The following is a 16,959-nucleotide window of genomic DNA, read 5'->3' as shown; positions in this document are numbered from 1 at the left end:
TCCCGTGATTGAAGTGCTTTCCAAATACATTCCAGAGCGTGCTGTAGAACAGGCATTCTCGTTGATCAAAGAACATCAGGTGCATCTAAAGATCGTCAGCCAGCGCGTAACGCGTCATGGGGATTATCGTAAATTACCCAACGGCATGCATATGATCACCGTGAATGCAGGCCCCAATCCCTATCGTTTTTTGATCACCTTGATCCATGAGATCGCCCATTTGGTAGCGTTCAAAAGGTTTGGTAGGTTGATAAAACCACATGGGGTAGAGTGGAAGCAGACCTTTCAGCAATTGATGTTGCCCTTTATCAGACCCGAGATTTTTCCGCAACAATTATTACCGGTCATCGCCCATCACTTTCGCAATCCAAAGGCGAGTAGCGATACCGATGCCAAGCTTTCGATAGCCTTGAAACGCTTTGATCCTGCAAATGATAAAAACTATATCTTTGAGATACCGTTCGGAAGTATGTTCAGGATCCACAACGGAAAGATCTTTCAGCGGGGCAACAAACGAGTAAAGCGCTATGAGTGCGTGGAATTGAGCTCGGGAAGAGTGTATCTCTTTAGCCCCAATGCCGAGGTCGAACTATTACCTAACTAAAACAACCTAAATGAACAAGAACTATTATGCGATACTGATGGCAGGTGGGGTTGGATCTCGCTTTTGGCCGGTGAGCACCACTTCCTTCCCAAAACAATTCCATGATATGTTAGGTACGGGAGATACGCTGATCCAAAAGACCTTTAGCCGTCTTAGCAAATTGATCCCTGAAGAAAACATCTTTATCCTCACCAACGAGCGTTACAACGACCTCGTCTTAGAACAGCTACCGCAGATCACCCAACGACAAGTGGTACTGGAGCCGGCGATGCGCAATACCGCTCCCTGTATTTTATATGCTTCCCTAAAGATCCAAAAGGAAAACCCCGATGCGGTGATGATCGTTGCACCTAGTGATCATTGGATTGAAGATGAGAATGCTTTTGTACAGAATGTAGCGACGGCCTTTGAGGCTTGTGAGGATTCTAAAAAATTGATGACCTTGGGAATCTCCCCGACCTTTCCAAATACAGGATATGGCTATATCGAGTATGATCAAGGTAGTAAAGATGCGATAAAAAAGGTGCTTCAGTTTACGGAGAAACCCAATTATGAGAACGCCAAGAAATTCTTGGCACAAGGTAATTACCTCTGGAATGCTGGTATTTTTATATGGAGTGTCCACGCCATTGTAGCCGCCTTCGAAAATTTTCAACCAGCCCTCTTTCAACTATTTGAAAAAGGCATCAGTGTTTTTAATACCGATTTTGAGGACGATTTTATCAAAGAGAACTATCCAAAGGCGGAAGACATCTCTATCGATTATGCGATCCTCGAATTGTCCAGCGAGGTTTTCGTGCTTCCCGCGACCTTCGACTGGAACGATCTCGGAACTTGGGGATCGCTTTATGACAAATTGGAGAAAGACGATGCGCAAAACGCGGTAGTGAATTCGAAATTGCTGTCTCAAGATGCTGTTGGGAACATGGTGCGAACGAAAAAAGATAAAGTGGTGGTGATCGATGGACTTATTGACTATATTGTCGTAGATAAGGAAGATGTGTTGCTGATTTACCCAAAAGCAAAAGAACAGGATATTAAAAAAGTGCTGAAGCGTGTCAAAGACACCTTTGGAGAAGATTACGGATAATAGAAGGTTATGGAAGAAAGTAAATTCAACTTCAGTGACGAGCCACAACAGAATGAGGCTCAAAGCACTCAAGAGAACAAAGAGGCCGTTACAAAAGGGGCAAAAGGACTCTTTCAAACGTTTAGCATGTTCATCAAAGAACTGCTCAACTTTAGAAAGGATACCGATCGCGATACAACGATCGATGCCATCAAAGGAGATATTCCTTTCAAAGGAGCAACTGCCTGGATTTTGGTTTGTTCCATTTTTGTCGCCTCCTTTGGTCTGAACGCCAATTCCGAAGCGGTGGTTATCGGTGCCATGCTTATCTCTCCTTTAATGGGTCCTATCTTGGGGATAGGGATGTCTATCGCCATCAATGATATCGACACCTTACGACGTTCGCTGGTCAATTTTGCAGTGATGGTCGTCTTGAGTGTGGTCACGGCCTTCCTTTTTTTCTATCTTTTTCCTTTACGAGAGGAATCCTCACAATTGTTGGCACGTACGGCCCCGGATATTCGGGATGTGTTCATTGCCTTTTTTGGTGGCTTGGCCTTGGTGATCGCCCGAACTAAAAAAGGGACCATCGCCTCCGTGATCTTCGGTGTGGCCATTGCTACGGCGCTGATGCCGCCCTTATGTACCGTTGGTTTTGGTCTAGCGATTGGAAATTGGGCCTATGCCGGTGGTGCCATGTATCTCTTTACGATCAATACCGTTTTTATCGCCTTGGCGACATTCTTAGTATTGAAAATATTGCGTTTTCCAATGCTGAAGTATGCGAACTCTGCCAGACGTAAGCGAACTGCGAGAATCGCTTCCTTTATTGCGGTGCTTACGATGATCCCTGCGGGAATTACCTTTTATAATGTTTTTCAGCAGTCGATCTTTAGGAAGAATGTCAATGAATTCTTGAGAAACGAGGTAGCCTTGTTCGAACTACCCAAAGGAGGTCGTTATCTAGAGAACCTTACCGAAGTGAATTATGATGGTCCACAAGGGAAGACCATCGACCTGGTCTTTATGGGCGATAACATGATTCCTGAAAGTGTGGAGAATACTTGGAGAACCAAATTGCCATCATACGGTTTAGAGGAAACCATACTTAATATAACACAAGGCGGACAGGACGAGTCGGGGCAAATGCTCGAATATGTGAGTGAACTCTACGAATCCAAAAAGGCCGAGGTCGCAACCAAGGATCAGCGCATTGAGATGCTAGAAAAAGAGGTGAATCGACTGAGTAAATTGAGTGCTGGACAAATTCCTTTCAGTCAGATCAGTGATGAGGCGAAGGTCCTTTATGGCGAGTCCATAAGATCGATTGCATTCTCTAATGTCATACGTTCCGATTTTAATCGTATCGATACTATCCCGACCTTTGTTTTAACCTGGAAGGATAATTTACCTTCCGATACCACGAAAGAGCGAGAGAAGAAGAAGATCGAAGAATGGTTGAAATTGAAAGTAGGGGCGAAGAAGTTTTTGCTAGAGATAGAAAACTAAGGGCTATTGCTCCTCTTGATACATCTTTCGCACTTTTTTAAAGAGTTCCGACGAGTAGACAAAGTTGGTCACGGCCTCATTATCTGTTCTAAAGATCTCTTGGTTGGTTCCTTCCCAGGCTTTCACTCCATCTTTTAGGAAGACGATCTTTTCGCCTATCTCCATCACCGAATTCATATCGTGGGTGTTGATCACCGTGGTGATATTGAATTCCTTGGTGATCTCTTGAATCAGATTGTCGATCAGGATGGCGGTTCTGGGGTCAAGGCCAGAGTTTGGCTCGTCGCAGAACAGATATTTTGGATTCATCACAATGGCACGAGCGATGGCCACCCGCTTTTGCATACCACCGGAGATCTCTGAGGGGAATTTATCGTTTGCATTCTCTAAATTCACCCGGGCCAATACAGTATTTACACGATCTCTCATTTCTTCAGGGGTCTTCTTAGAGAACATTTCCATTGGAAATCGCACATTTTCTTCCACGGTCATCGAATCGAATAAAGCACTTCCTTGAAAGACCATTCCCATACTTTGTCGCAGTTCGGTACGCTGGTCCTCATCCATCTCAGAATAATTGGTGCCGCTGTAATTGATGGTGCCTTGTTCTGGCACAAAAAGCCCCAACAGGCATTTGAGAAAGACCGTTTTCCCAGAACCGCTTTGTCCGATGATCAGATTGGTCTTTCCTTGGTCGAAAACGGTAGAAATGCCTTTTAAGATCTTGGCGTCGCCAAAGGATTTGTGTATGTTATCTACGGTGATCATTATGTAAGTAGTAATTGAGTGATGAGGTAATTGACCAAGATGATGGCCACACTGGTCCAAACAAAGCTGGTGGTACTGGCTTTCCCAACTTCGAGGGCGCCACCTTTCATAAAATATCCATGAAACGATGGGATGGTCGCTAGTAAAAAGGCAAAGACCAACGTTTTTATAAAGGCGTAAGTTACATGAAAGGGATTAAAGTCGATCTGCAATCCTTGGACAAAATCGGCGCTACTGGAAAACCCACCATAAATAGAGGCCATAAGTCCCCCCAAAATACCTAAGAACATACTAATGGTAATGATGAACGGATATAACATTAGCGCGGCGATCTTTGGTAGGACCAGATAGTTCAAAGGATTGATACCCATCACTTCCAAGGCATCGATCTGTTCCGTGACGCGCATGGTACCAATACTCGAGGTAATAAAGGATCCTACTTTTCCCGCCATGATGATAGAGATAAAAGTAGGCGCGAATTCCAAGATCACCGACTGCCTAGTGGCAAAACCCACTAGATATTTTGGAATAAGCGGGTTGTCGATGTTCAATGCCGTTTGAATGGCCACAACGCCTCCAACAAAGAAAGAGATGAAGCATACGATTCCCAACGACCCAATGATTAGGTCGTCGATCTCCTTTAGGATAAGCTTCCAAAGCACATTTCTTTTGGTGTACCTGCTAAAAACATCTTTTAGCATCAAAAAGTATTTGCCAACGGCGGTGAGGTAATTCATGCAAATATTATATGGTTTCAAAAATAGGAAAATAATCCTAGTGCGATTTAACATTCATATGATATAAACCGTTTAAAAACACTTAATTTTGTATGTCTTAATTTTTACCATTCATGAAAAGAGTGTTTCTAATAGCATTGTCGCTGCTAATGTTTTGGCAGAGCCAATCCCAAAATAATTCATCTTCAATTGCAGATGATACACCTTTTAGCCGCCCCAAATTGGTGGTGGGCATCGTTGTTGACCAGATGCGATACGATTATCTCACCCGTTTTTGGCATCGTTACGGTGATGATGGATTCAAGCGAATGATCGACGAGGGCTACAACTTTAAAAACAATCATTACAATTATGTGCCCACCTATACCGGACCGGGGCACGCATCGGTCTTTACCGGTACTACGCCTGCCAACCATGGCATTATCTCCAATGATTGGTATTCTAAGGCCGAAGGCAAGATGGTCTATTGTTCTAGCGATCCCAATGTGATCCCGGTGGGAACGACCTCGAGTGCTGGGAAGATGTCACCGATGCGGATGAAGACCACAACGGTGGCAGATCAGAATAGATTGCATACCCAATTCAAAGGAAAGACCATTGGTATCGCAATAAAAGATAGAGGAGCCATCATGCCCGCTGGACATAGTGCCAATGCTGCCTATTGGTTTCATGGAAAAAATGAAGGCGTATTTATCAGTAGTTCTTTTTATATGGAAAAACTACCTGAATGGGTGCAAAAATTCAACGCTTCCAAGAAGATCGACACCTATATGAAACCTTGGGAAACTCTTTATGACATTTCTTCTTATGACGAAAGTGGTGCGGATGATAATTCTTATGAAGGTGTATTTAAGGGTGAAAAATCACCTGTTTTTCCCCACGACCTTCCAAAATACGCACCTTTTAATGGAAATTATGATATCATCAAAGCCACACCTTTTGGAAACAGCTTGACGACCGATTTTGCCTTGGCGGCGATCGATGGGGAGTCACTCGGCGCTGATGAGGTCACCGATTTTTTAACGCTCAGTTTCAGCAGCACGGATTATGTAGGGCATCAATATGGGGTCAATTCCAAAGAGGTTGAAGACACTTATCTACGATTGGACAAAGATCTAGAACGTCTCTTCAACTATTTGGATATCAAAGTTGGTAAAGATGCCTACACCGTATTTCTGACGGCAGATCATGGTGCGGTCCATGTTCCAGGCTATCTCCAGTCTAAAAGAATACCTAGCGGTTATGTCGGTGGTGGCATGAAGCAAAAGCTGAACAAGGCACTTCAAGATAAGTATGGAAAGAATGATTTTATCAGAAATATATCGAATAAGCAAATTTTCTTTGACAGGGCCAAATTGAAGTTGGCCAAGGTAGAAGTTGACGATGTCAGTGCCTTTGTCGCTTCACAGCTCGTTGATTTTCCGCAAGTAGACAAGGTCTTCACCTCTAAGCAGATGAGAGAAACACAATATGAGAACGGGATCGCCGCATTGGTGCAACGAGGGTATAATCAGAAGCGGTCGGGAGATGTTCTTATCGTATTCGATCCGGCTGTCATAAGCCATTCCAGAACAGGGTCTACCCATGGTTCGGGACTAAGGTACGATACGCATGTACCCTTGCTATTTTTTGGAAAGGGGATCAATCGAGGAAGTACAACTACCTATTCGGCTATTGAAGATATTGCTCCAACCATTGCTGCACTTATAGGTACGGCCTTTCCAAATGGAGCCACTGGTAAGGTACTCTCCAAGGTGATCGACTAGAGGATACCGTACATGATCTTCAACATGTTTAGGATGTTCTTACGGTTTCGTGAGGCAATGGTCACATTATGACCATTGGTCAGGTTAATGACACCGTCCTTGTTAAATCCCTTAACATGCTTTAAGTTGATCAGTATAGAACGGTGGATTCTACAAAAATTAGCTTCTTGTAATAGGCTTTCCACCTTCTTGAGATTATTGGACGATACGAATTGTTTGTTATCCGTGGTATGAAAGGCACAATAACTACCATTCGCCTCGCAAAAGATAATATTACGTACGTCTAGGACCTCATAACCCGAAGAGGTTGATAGGGTCAGATAATCATCCTTATTTTCCAGTTGTTTTTTAAAGGCCAGGTATTTTTCTAGGTCAAAGTTCGTCTTCTTCGAAATATATCTGTCGAGGACCTTCTTCAGCTCTTCCTCAACAAGAGGTTTATTCAAATAATAAAAGGCAAAATAATCCATGGCCTTTTCTTTGTAGTCCAAGAAGGAAGTGGTGAAAACAGTTTCAAACTTGATGGTGCTTCCAAAATGATCGAGCACATCAAAACCATTCCCAACCCTTAGTTGAATATCTAAAAAGACAAGTTCTGGATCGGTGTCTTCAATCAATTTGATGGCACCTTGTACATTGTCGGCATTCCCCAAAATGGTCATTTCTGGATAGTACTTTTCTAATAGCCTAGTCAGATGCTGCAGATGTCCAATTTCGTCTTCAACGATTACGACGCCTATCATAGGGGTTGTTAGCTTTATTTAACATGATTGGTTGAGTGAACAACGAATCTGTTACAAAATTTGTTGTATTCTTTCAAAAATGTGTATGTATCGTACCAAGTAGTACAAAGTTAAAATATAATTGCGGGAATCTTCAATGTGACCAGGCTTCCTGTCTTATTCCCAGGAAAATCAATGGAAGTTTTGATACAGAACATGTCTTCACTATCATTTGTATCGCTAATAAGTGCGAGTCGTTCCTTTATGTTTTGAACAGAGATGCCCGAGCTAGTGAAATCCGCATCGCTGGCCAAGCTGTCTTCATTCAAAATTCCTTTGTCGCAGATCTTGCAAGTAAGGGTGTCGTTGGTCAAGGTGAAAAGAATGTCTAAGTTGCCGTGCTCGTAATTTCTCAATCCATGAAGAATACTGTTTTCTATCAAAGGCTGCAGCAGCATTGGTGGTATGTGTATTTTTTTCAATAAACGCTCATCGATGTTTTCTGTGTGGATCTGGTAGTCGAATGAATTGCCCAGACGAATTTGTTGTAATTCGATATATAATCGTAAGGTGTCGATCTCTTCGTTCAAAGAGATGAGATTTGATCTTGTGGCCTTGAGTACCAAGTTGATAAGTTTGGAGAATTTATCCATACTTTCGGCGGCCTTGGTCCCATCACCCTGTTTCAACTGGGCATTGATATTGAAAAGCATGTTCTTTATGAAATGCGGATTCATTTGAGCCATCAAGGCCTGATACTTGAGACTGGCTATTTTTGCCTTGGCCCTCTCAATATTCTTTTGCCTTTGTATTCGCCTTGCTATAAATATGCCGAGCAAACTGATTAGCAGTATTAAGCACGTTATTACGAACCACGCTCTCTTGTAGAATGGTGGGGCTATCCTAAAGGCAATACATGCTGGCCTTGTACTCTCTACCTGGCCTTTTGCGATGGCCTTTACCTTAAATTTGTAATTTCCGGGTGGCAAGGATGAATATCTCACCACATTGCTAGTGGTACGAAGCCAGCTATTTTCTATCCCGTCCAGCTTATATTCATAGCTTATATTCCCCATACTTTTGAAGGAGATACCCGCGAATTTAAATTCCATATTCTTCTGGTCGTAACTAAAGGTATAGGTGCTATCGATATCTAACTTTTCATTGTTTAGATAAAACTCATTGATATGAACCTTTGGTGGAAGGATCTCGTGTTGCTCTTTGTTGAGATCTATGATATTCAGGCCACTCGAAGTGGCCACATAGCATTTGTTCTCAAAAACATAGCAAGAACGAACATCATTGGTATAGAGACCATCGGAAATTGTATAGGCAACGATGCTTTCTAGGGAGTTGTCTGCATTCAATTTTAAACGGTTAATACCTGTATTGGAGCATATCCAAATATGGTTATGGTCGTCAATATGTACAAATTTTATGTTGTTGCTCAGCAAACCATCTTGTCGATTATAGGACGTAAGGACGTTTTTATTGAGTATCCCCAATCCCAATGTATTGGAGCTAAAGACGAGATTGTTACCGTAAGAATCAATTTCTGTGATGGTTGTACGGTCAAAATCCGTTTCAGTGCTTAATTTCTTCACTGCATCATTGTCGTAATAGTGAAGGCCATTGGTGGTCCCGATCCATAGGGTGTCTTTGTTGGCGCGATGGAGATTTGTGCCTCGTTCGTTCCATATGACCTCTTGGCTAAGATCTTTCCGTTGAATTCTCAGTATCCCATACGAATTGGCGGTATACCAGAAGTCATTTTGAAAGTCGATGGACTTAAAAACGGAAAAGTCAATAAATGGTCGTAGCTCGTTTCTAGAAATTTCTTTTGGTTTTCGGTCCGAGTTAAGGGCTATGATCGAATTGTCACTGAGAAAATAAACGTTATTGGCGTGTGCTTTTATCTCATTAACAGCACCTATCTCTGATGTTTTAAATTGCGCTACTTTCTCTAATGATATTTTCTTTAAGATTTCGATAGTGCCGGTTTTACTTCCGGTATAGATAAAATCGTTATCTACATAAATACTTACAAGGTCATTGTCCGTACCGTTCTTATAGCCAGTAATATTTTGGTTAGGAAGAAATACAACACCGCTAGATAGACTTCCGATCCATACATTTTTCTCTCTATCTTCATAACTTCTAGACGACCGAATGTCTGGAAGTATCTTTTGGTAACGATCAAGTCCGGCAGATGGGTCGTAGATATTCACACCATTCTCACAATTGGTGACCCAGAAGGTACCGTTGCTGAATTTCGACATGATAAAATATGGGGGATTCGAGCCGTATTGCGGATTGTTCATGCGCTCATGATACGATACATTATACATTTCTTTAAGGTAGGAAGCATCATTAGGTCGAAGGGTGCTATTTTCGGAAATCCCCCACTGGTCATCCTTTTTAAAGTTAAGGGTATACAGCTTGTTTGTTTCGATATCATAATCCTCAAAGTCGTGCTTCTTTAGATCAGCAATATTTTGATGGGTCAAAATCACCTCCCCTTCTTTTTTCTCTGCGAATAAGATGCAGGTATATGGGCCTTTTTTTTCGTGAATTAGAGGGATTTTGTCAAATGAAGTAACGCTATTGTCATTTGCTAATGTCTTCACACCATCCTTGAATTGGTAAAACCAAATATTTCCGCGAGAGTCCTCATAGATATCGCTTACATATTGGCGAAATGTTAAGCTTCCCAGAAATTCAGTGTTGTCGGCATTGTGAAAGCGACCGTTATGGTAATATCCTATTTTCCCGTTGAAGGCGATGAGCCAAATTCGCTGTTTTGAATCTTTGAAAAAATACAGGATCTCATTGTCTGGAAGTCCATCTTCAAGGGCATAGTTCGAAAAGCTCTTGCCATCGAACTTGCTTACCCCATTGTCTGTAGCCAGCCATATGAAACCTTGTTCATCTTGAATAACATCGTAAACAGTATTGCTTGGCAGACCATTGTCAATGGTAAATTGTGTAAGCCCAGGAATCTGAGCCTGTACCGCCATTGTGGTAAATATCAGTATGAATATGAGGGTTTCTTTCATTAAGCAGCCATAACGGGAAGCATAGCACGTCTAGTCTATCGCCTAACGAAAATAATCAATTCGATCTACACTTCGTAAATTAAGGCATTGATATTCATACCTGCGCCGACACTTGCAAAGATGATCACATCCCCCTTATTTATGGCCTGTCGCTCTATCTGATCGTGCCGTACCATATCGAGCAATGTAGGGATGGTGGCGACCGAGCTGTTGCCGAGCTTGTGGATGTTCATCGGCATCACACCTTCGGGAACTTGTTTCTTATACAATCTAAAGAATCGCTTTGCGATGGCCTCATCCATCTTCTCATTGGCTTGGTGTAAAAAGATCTTTTTTACATCGTCGATCTTTTTTCCGCTCTTGTCTAGACACTCCTTCATCGCTGCAGGGACCTTGCTAAGTGCAAATTCATAGATCTTGCGCCCGTGCATCTTAATAAAGCGTGTTTTTTGACAGGCATCGGGATGATATGAGTTTCCAAAATAGAGGTAGCCGGCCTCCTCGGTCGTGTAAGAGGCGCTTTCGTGGGCTAAGATTCCATTTTTCTCATCGGTTGCTTCGATGATCGTGGCACCGGCACCATCTGAAAATATCATGGAGTCGCGGTCAAATTTATCCACTACACGTGATAAGGTTTCGGCTCCGATGACCATGCACCTCTTTGCAATACCAGATCTTATAAATGCATGAGCTTGTATCATTCCTTCTACCCAACCAGGACATCCAAAAATAAGGTCGTAGGCAATACACTTTGGATTCTTGATGCAGAGCAAATGTTTCACCCGCGATGCCAAACTGGGTAACATATCGCTCTGTACGGTTCCATGACGCACATCACCAAAATTATGGGCAACAATGATATAATCGATGGTTTCTGGATCGATATTGGCATTTGCAATAGCTTTTTCCGCGGCATAGAAAGCGAGGTCAGAGGCGTTAAGTTCTTTACTGGCATAGCGACGTTCGCCAATACCTGTGATAGCTTTAAACTTTTCAATGATAACGCCGGTCTCTTGAGCAAAAGGGGTTCCGTCTTCGTTCAAAAATTCTTGTTGAATGAAGTCTTCGTTCTTTTCTACTTCTGAAGGAAGGTAACTTCCTGTGCCGATGATCTTTATACCCATAATTTGTATCTGATGGTTGTAAACAAAGGTAGAAGAACCATTGTAAGTATATTATGCTAGCATAAAATATGCTACGATGCCCAAAAGGTAGATTTCACAATTTATCGATGGTCAAACACAGGGCGTCATACTTATGAATAGGTTTAAACTAACTTGCTATCAGTATTTTAAGTAATTATTGACTCGCTTATTCGAATAAGGTAAGGACCAGCCGATTTCGACAGAAATTACGATTGTCAAGAAACTTCGAGGCTGTTCTTACTCAATTCTTATGTCATAAAAATTCCAACAGCGTTCACTACAGTTCCCTTCCTTCAAATTAAAATTTTTCACGGTGGTGATGTCAATTTTTTCAAAAAACAGGATCACATAAGTGGACGCAAGGATCTTCTTTTGATATCCGAAGCCCATGGAACCGTCTCCATTCCAGCCATATTGGGCTAGCAGCTTGTATTCCTTGCCAGTGTTGTCAATTATCTTGTAAGCCTTCTCACCACCAGGAGGATGCAATGTGCCTCCAAGATCGGACTGATTAAATTTTAGTGTTAGCTCCGTCGTTTGGTCAGTGACCCGTAACTCATAAAGTTCTACAGTATTCGAGCCTTTCCCTCCAACAGGCACATCTCTTTTAATATAAATTGGAACCAATCGTGCAAATCCTTTAGCATTTTTTGTAAAGCAGTTCTCATTTTCGTCGAAACAATCTTGAGACTTGTTGTTATTCACCGAGCGTTTCCAAGAATATTCTAAGATGTAGGGATTGCCATGATAAAAGAAATTTCCAGTCTGGGTTTCCGTCCATGGACATCCATCACAGGTGTTGATCCAAGTATGGCTACTATTGTTGTTGTTGGTAAGGCTTGCCTCTTTGAAATTATATTTCGCCGTATTTTCATCATTTTTTGTCCATATGTCGTATCGTCCTTTATCTTTCATCAGACCTGCTCTATATATCATGCCATCTTGAAAGATATAAACGCCATTGGCGTTTCCATAGCTAAATGCACCCTCACCACCATACCAGATGCCGTTTGGAAGATTGCTCTGAGCAATAGTGATCGAAGAGAAAACGATAAAAAGGAATGTGATTCGAATCGGATGTTTCATGAAAGGGAGGTTTTATCTGCTATAAAATAGAAACTATTTTTGGTAATGACCATACTTGACGATGTGTTGCATTTTTTTTAGACGTGTTGCTATTTTAGTCGAATTATTTGCCAAACCAATTAGCTGTCCAATCGTTTCCATGCCCGCCTTAATTTTCGTAACTTTAAGAGAATCCCCTTTATCAATCCAAGATCCTTTTGTCTTTAATGAAACGAACCTAGCGCTTTTGGTTGGAACCTCATAAAATGGCTTTAACCAGCACTTTTACCGTCTGTTTTCTTATTCCTAATCATCAAACAAAATAGTATGAACCCTATAACAATTATCAGTGTCCTATTCGTTGTATTTCTATTGACAGGAATACGTGTCATATTTGAATACAAAAGAGCCTTAAAATTTAGATTTGGAAAATATGTAAAGATCCTTAAGCCTGGTTTTCGATGGATCATTCCGATCATTGAAACGATTCAAATAGTGGATATCCGAGTGATAACGATCAACATTGTTTCGCAAGAAGTGATGACAGAGGATAATGTTCCGTGTAGTATTGACGGTGTTGTCTTCTTTAAGATCAACGATCCAGAAAAAGCCGTTCTAGAGGTGGAAGAATATAGATTTGCGATCACACAGCTTTCTCAGGCCGCCTTGCGAGATGTATGCGGAAAGGTTGAGTTGGATACGATCTTATCTAAGCGCGAAGAAATGGGTAAGAACATCAAGGCTATTGTGGTTCAAGAGACCAGCGAATGGGGGATAGACATCATCGACGTGAAGATCAAGGATATTCAACTGCCAGAAAATATGAAACGTATGATGGCCAACCAGGCCGAAGCCGAGCGATCGCGCAGGGCACGTATCATTTTGGCATTGGCCGAGGAACAAGCCGCAGGGAAATTATTGGAAGCGGGTAAATTGATCGACCAATCGCCCTCGGCGATCAAGTTGCGACTTTATCAAACACTTTCTAATATCGCGGCCGAGAAGAATTCAACTATTCTTTTCCCGTTTCCAGAGGAAGTGTTGCCAAGAAAACCAAAAGATGATTAAGCATGCGTCAGTTTTGTGATGATGGCTTTGTGTTGAGGGAATTTTTCCACTAGCATTTGCCGCATTGGCAGGTCAAAATCTTGAAAATCAAATCCAGGTGATACCGTACAACCTACCAAACTGAAGGTGTTTTCTGTAGGCACTTCGGCAGCGAACCAATGGCCTCCTGGCACAATGAATTGTGGGACTTGAGCTTTTTCGAGCGCATTGCCGATAGTGATACTGCTGTAACGACCATTAGGTGCAATTAGGTGTAAGAGAATCGGAGCACCATCATAAAAGTGCCATATCTCGTCCTGGTTAATTCGATGAAAGGCAGAGAAGTTATCTGACGTCAGCAGAAAGTAGATGCAGGTGCAATAGTTCCGACTACCTTGGTAGCTTTCACCTAAATTCTCTTCGGTGATGACGCCTGCACTTCTGTAGGTCTCCCTAAAGTAGCCTCCTTCAGGATGTGGCTGCAACTGCAGTTTTTCAATAATATCCTTTGCCTTATTCATCAAAGAATGACTAAGCTTCCATATATTCTTCGATAGGCGCACAGGTGCATATCAAGTTACGGTCGCCATAGGCGTCATCTACACGGCGCACACTTGGCCAAAACTTATTATCTGATACAAAGTCTAATGGAAAAGCAGCTTTTTGCCTGCTGTAAGGAAGATCCCAAGTATCAGAAGTCAGCATTACCTGTGTATGCGGAGCGTTCTTCAACACATTGTTTCCGTCTTCTTTGCTCGCCTCTGCGATCTCCTTTCTTATAGAGATCATGGCATCACAAAAACGGTCCAATTCTGTAAGGCTCTCACTTTCCGTAGGTTCTATCATCATCGTACCTGCGACCGGAAAAGATACCGTAGGCGCGTGAAAACCATAGTCCATCAATCTCTTGGCGATGTCCACGACTTCGATACCGTGCTCTTTAAATGGACGGCAATCGATGATCATTTCGTGCGCAGCACGACCGCGTTCTCCTTTATAGAGAACTTCATAATGACCCTCTAAGCGGTCTTTGATGTAATTGGCATTTAAGATGGCATAAATGGTTGCCTTTTTCAATCCTTCTGCGCCTAGCATCGTAATATATCCGTACGAGATAAGGCATGCCAATGCGCTTCCCCAAGGAGCGGCTGAAATGGCTGTGATCGCTTGGTCGCCACCTGTGGTCACTACTGGGTTACTCGGTAAAAAGGGCACTAGATGTTCTGCGACACAGATCGGGCCAACACCCGGCCCACCACCACCATGTGGAATAGCAAATGTTTTGTGCAAATTAAGGTGACATACATCGGCACCAATGGTGGCCGGATTTGTAAGTCCTACCTGGGCATTCATATTGGCACCATCCATATATACCTGCCCTCCATTATCGTGAATGATCTTGGTGATCTCTTGAATCGAAGATTCAAATACGCCATGTGTGGACGGATATGTGACCATCAATGCTGCGAGATGATCTTTGTATTTCTCCGCTTTTTCACGAAGGTCATCAACATCGATGTTGCCATTCTCAGCGGTCTTGGTAACGACCACTTTCATACCGGCCATCACCGCCGATGCTGGGTTGGTGCCATGCGCCGATGCAGGAACCAAGCAAATATTTCTTTCAAGGTCGCCTCGAGAATGATGATACGCTCGTATCACCATCAACCCAGCAAACTCACCTTGAGCCCCAGAGTTTGGTTGTAACGAGGTGCCCGAAAATCCAGTGATCTCATTTAGTTGTTCCTCTAGGCGTTTTAGCATGCTCTGATAGCCTTCGACCTGAGAAAGTGGAGCAAAGGGATGAATATTGCCCCATTGCGGATTGCTCAATGAAAGCATTTCAGCCGCAGCATTCAGCTTCATTGTGCAAGAGCCTAAAGAGATCATGGAATGATTGAGCGAAAGGTCCTTTCTTTCTAGTTTTTTGATATAACGCATCAATTCGGTCTCGGAATGGTAGCGATTAAAGATCTCATTGGTCATAAAATCACTGCTCCTCGCTACCGAATCGATGATCGCATTTCCACCATTCAGGGATTCGATCAAAATAGGGTCTTTTCCAATGGCTTCGGCAAAAACCGAAACAATATCATTCAGATCCTTTAACGTGGTCGCCTCATTAATAGCAATCCCAACGGTCTCATCATCGATATACAGGAAATTGATGTCTTTGACCTCCGCTTTCAGCTTCACTGCTGCTGCATTGGTTTTGACCTGGATCGTATCAAAATAGGCCGTGTTGGCTTGATAAAATCCTAATTTTTCCAAAGCGTCTGTCAGGGCAGTGGCGCTCTGATGTACCTTTTTTGCGATGTACTTCAATCCTTCGGGACCGTGATATACAGCATACATTCCTGCCATCACTGCAAGCAACACTTGCGCGGTGCAGATATTGGAGGTTGCCTTATCACGTTTTATATGTTGCTCTCTTGTTTGAAGGGCCATTCGTAAGGCGCGATTGCCATCGGTATCTTTTGTAACTCCGATGATCCTCCCTGGTATATTTCGTTTGTACTCCTCCTTGGTTGCAAAGTATGCCGCGTGTGGACCACCGTAACCTAGTGGAATGCCAAAACGCTGAGTGGTTCCGACCACTACATCGGCACCCCATTTACCTGGAGCTTCAAGCAATACAAGGCTCAAAATATCCGCTGCGACGGCGACTTTGATATTTTTTTCCTTTGCTTTCCCCGCAAAATCTGCATAGTCAAATAGCTGTCCATATTTGCCAGGGTATTGTAGAATGGCGCCAAAAAACTCAGCTGAGAAATCAAAAGCTTGATGGTTCCCAACGACCAATTCGATGCCGAGGGGTATGGCTCTTGTCTTAAGAAGTGAGAGGGTTTGTGGGAGTATTTCTTCCGATACGAAGAATTTGACCGCTTCATTCTTTTTTTGCTCTCGCGAGCGCACCGAGAACAACATTCCCATTGCTTCTGCAGCTGCTGTGCTTTCATCCAAAAGCGAGGCATTGGCCAATTCCATTCCAGTAAGGTCGGTGATCATGGTTTGATAGTTGAGCAAAGCCTCTAAACGTCCTTGCGCTATCTCGGCCTGATAGGGCGTGTAGGCCGTGTACCACCCAGGGTTCTCTAGAATATTTCGTTGGATGACCGCAGGGGTGATCGCCTCATGATATCCAAGACCAATGTAGGATCTATTTACTTTATTCTTAAGGCTGAGCTGATAGATATGGCTCAAAAACTCATGCTCGCTCAATGCAGACGGCAAGTCCATTTCCTTTTTAAGTACAATGTTGTCTGGAACGGTTTCATAGATCAGTTGGTCTAAGGAGTCGACACCAATGGTCTTTAGCATATGTGGTAGATCTTTCTCTGTTGTCCCAATATGACGAAGTGCAAAAGAATCAGTTCTCATTATAGCAAATAAAGTTGTGTTTTAGCGTGTCAAAAATACGTATTTAAAATGTTATTAAAACGTTTTCGTAACGGTTGTGAAAGTTAAAGT

The 16,959-nt window shown here is 42.7% G+C and carries 13 protein-coding genes; 5 read left to right on the top strand and 8 right to left on the bottom strand.

The genetic code is table 11. The features are described from left to right. The first annotated feature begins 4 nt into the window (after positions 1-4). Genes ACFQ1M_RS11055 through ACFQ1M_RS11045 form a run of 3 tightly spaced genes read left to right on the top strand, consistent with a single transcriptional unit; the run spans position 5 to position 3,182 of the window. Positions 5-604 carry a SprT-like domain-containing protein gene (locus ACFQ1M_RS11055; protein WP_386408158.1) on the top strand — a complete coding sequence of 200 codons (600 nt, stop codon included), beginning with the start codon at positions 5-7 and terminating at the stop codon, positions 602-604. A gap of 10 nt (positions 605-614) precedes the next feature. Continuing rightward, positions 615-1,694: a mannose-1-phosphate guanylyltransferase gene (locus ACFQ1M_RS11050; RefSeq protein WP_386408156.1), complete on the top strand. Its 1,080-nt coding sequence runs from the start codon at positions 615-617 to the stop codon at positions 1,692-1,694. A 9-nt stretch (positions 1,695-1,703) separates the two neighbouring features. Beyond that, positions 1,704-3,182, top strand: coding sequence for a DUF389 domain-containing protein (locus ACFQ1M_RS11045; RefSeq protein ID WP_386408154.1), 1,479 nt, complete (start codon positions 1,704-1,706; stop codon positions 3,180-3,182). Positions 3,183-3,185: 3 nt separating this feature from the next. Here the strand turns inward: ACFQ1M_RS11045 and ACFQ1M_RS11040 are convergent, their stop codons facing one another. Together ACFQ1M_RS11040 and ACFQ1M_RS11035 are read right to left on the bottom strand one after the other, a co-directional pair. Further along, complete coding sequence (locus ACFQ1M_RS11040; protein ID WP_386408152.1) at positions 3,186-3,950, bottom strand: ABC transporter ATP-binding protein; 765 nt, start codon at positions 3,948-3,950, stop codon at positions 3,186-3,188. Beyond that, positions 3,950-4,687 carry an MlaE family ABC transporter permease gene (locus ACFQ1M_RS11035; protein ID WP_386408150.1) on the bottom strand — a complete coding sequence of 246 codons (738 nt, stop codon included), beginning with the start codon at positions 4,685-4,687 and terminating at the stop codon, positions 3,950-3,952. The genes ACFQ1M_RS11040 and ACFQ1M_RS11035 overlap by 1 nt, the downstream gene beginning before the upstream one ends. A gap of 113 nt (positions 4,688-4,800) precedes the next feature. On the opposite strand from ACFQ1M_RS11035, the gene pafA reads away from it, so the two are divergent. Then, complete coding sequence (pafA, locus tag ACFQ1M_RS11030; RefSeq protein WP_386408148.1) at positions 4,801-6,453, top strand: alkaline phosphatase PafA; 1,653 nt, start codon at positions 4,801-4,803, stop codon at positions 6,451-6,453. Here the strand turns inward: pafA and ACFQ1M_RS11025 are convergent. The 4 genes from ACFQ1M_RS11025 to ACFQ1M_RS11010 form a co-directional block, all read right to left on the bottom strand. Next, on the bottom strand, positions 6,450-7,196 hold the full coding sequence (locus ACFQ1M_RS11025; protein WP_386408146.1) for a LytR/AlgR family response regulator transcription factor: 747 nt from the start codon (positions 7,194-7,196) through the stop codon (positions 6,450-6,452). The genes pafA and ACFQ1M_RS11025 overlap by 4 nt on opposite strands. 110 nt (positions 7,197-7,306) lie before the next feature. After that, entirely contained in the window at positions 7,307-10,231 is a 2,925-nt protein-coding gene (locus ACFQ1M_RS11020) for a sensor histidine kinase (RefSeq protein ID WP_386408144.1), read from the bottom strand. 65 nt (positions 10,232-10,296) lie between these two features. Next, positions 10,297-11,355, bottom strand: a complete 1,059-nt coding sequence (locus ACFQ1M_RS11015) for a 3-oxoacyl-ACP synthase III family protein (protein WP_386408142.1) — start codon at positions 11,353-11,355, stop codon at positions 10,297-10,299. A 258-nt stretch (positions 11,356-11,613) separates the two neighbouring features. Next, positions 11,614-12,462: a hypothetical protein gene (locus ACFQ1M_RS11010; protein ID WP_386408140.1), complete on the bottom strand. Its 849-nt coding sequence runs from the start codon at positions 12,460-12,462 to the stop codon at positions 11,614-11,616. Between the two features lie 306 nt (positions 12,463-12,768). Between ACFQ1M_RS11010 and ACFQ1M_RS11005 the strand changes: the two genes are divergently transcribed. Continuing rightward, on the top strand, positions 12,769-13,509 hold the full coding sequence (locus tag ACFQ1M_RS11005) for a slipin family protein (RefSeq protein ID WP_386408138.1): 741 nt from the start codon (positions 12,769-12,771) through the stop codon (positions 13,507-13,509). On the opposite strand, the gene ACFQ1M_RS11000 is transcribed toward ACFQ1M_RS11005, so the two are convergent. Further along, a complete protein-coding gene (locus ACFQ1M_RS11000; protein ID WP_386408136.1) occupies positions 13,506-14,009 on the bottom strand; it encodes a cupin domain-containing protein in 504 nt (167 codons plus the stop codon). The genes ACFQ1M_RS11005 and ACFQ1M_RS11000 overlap by 4 nt on opposite strands. 10 nt (positions 14,010-14,019) lie before the next feature. Continuing rightward, on the bottom strand, positions 14,020-16,869 hold the full coding sequence (gcvP, locus tag ACFQ1M_RS10995; RefSeq protein ID WP_386408134.1) for an aminomethyl-transferring glycine dehydrogenase: 2,850 nt from the start codon (positions 16,867-16,869) through the stop codon (positions 14,020-14,022). Positions 16,870-16,959: the final 90 nt, after the last annotated feature.

Origin of the sequence: Sungkyunkwania multivorans (assembly GCF_042675645.1) — a bacterium.
Classification (GTDB): Bacteria; Bacteroidota; Bacteroidia; order Flavobacteriales; family Flavobacteriaceae; genus Sungkyunkwania; species Sungkyunkwania multivorans.
This window is presented reverse-complemented; position numbering and strand designations above follow the sequence as displayed.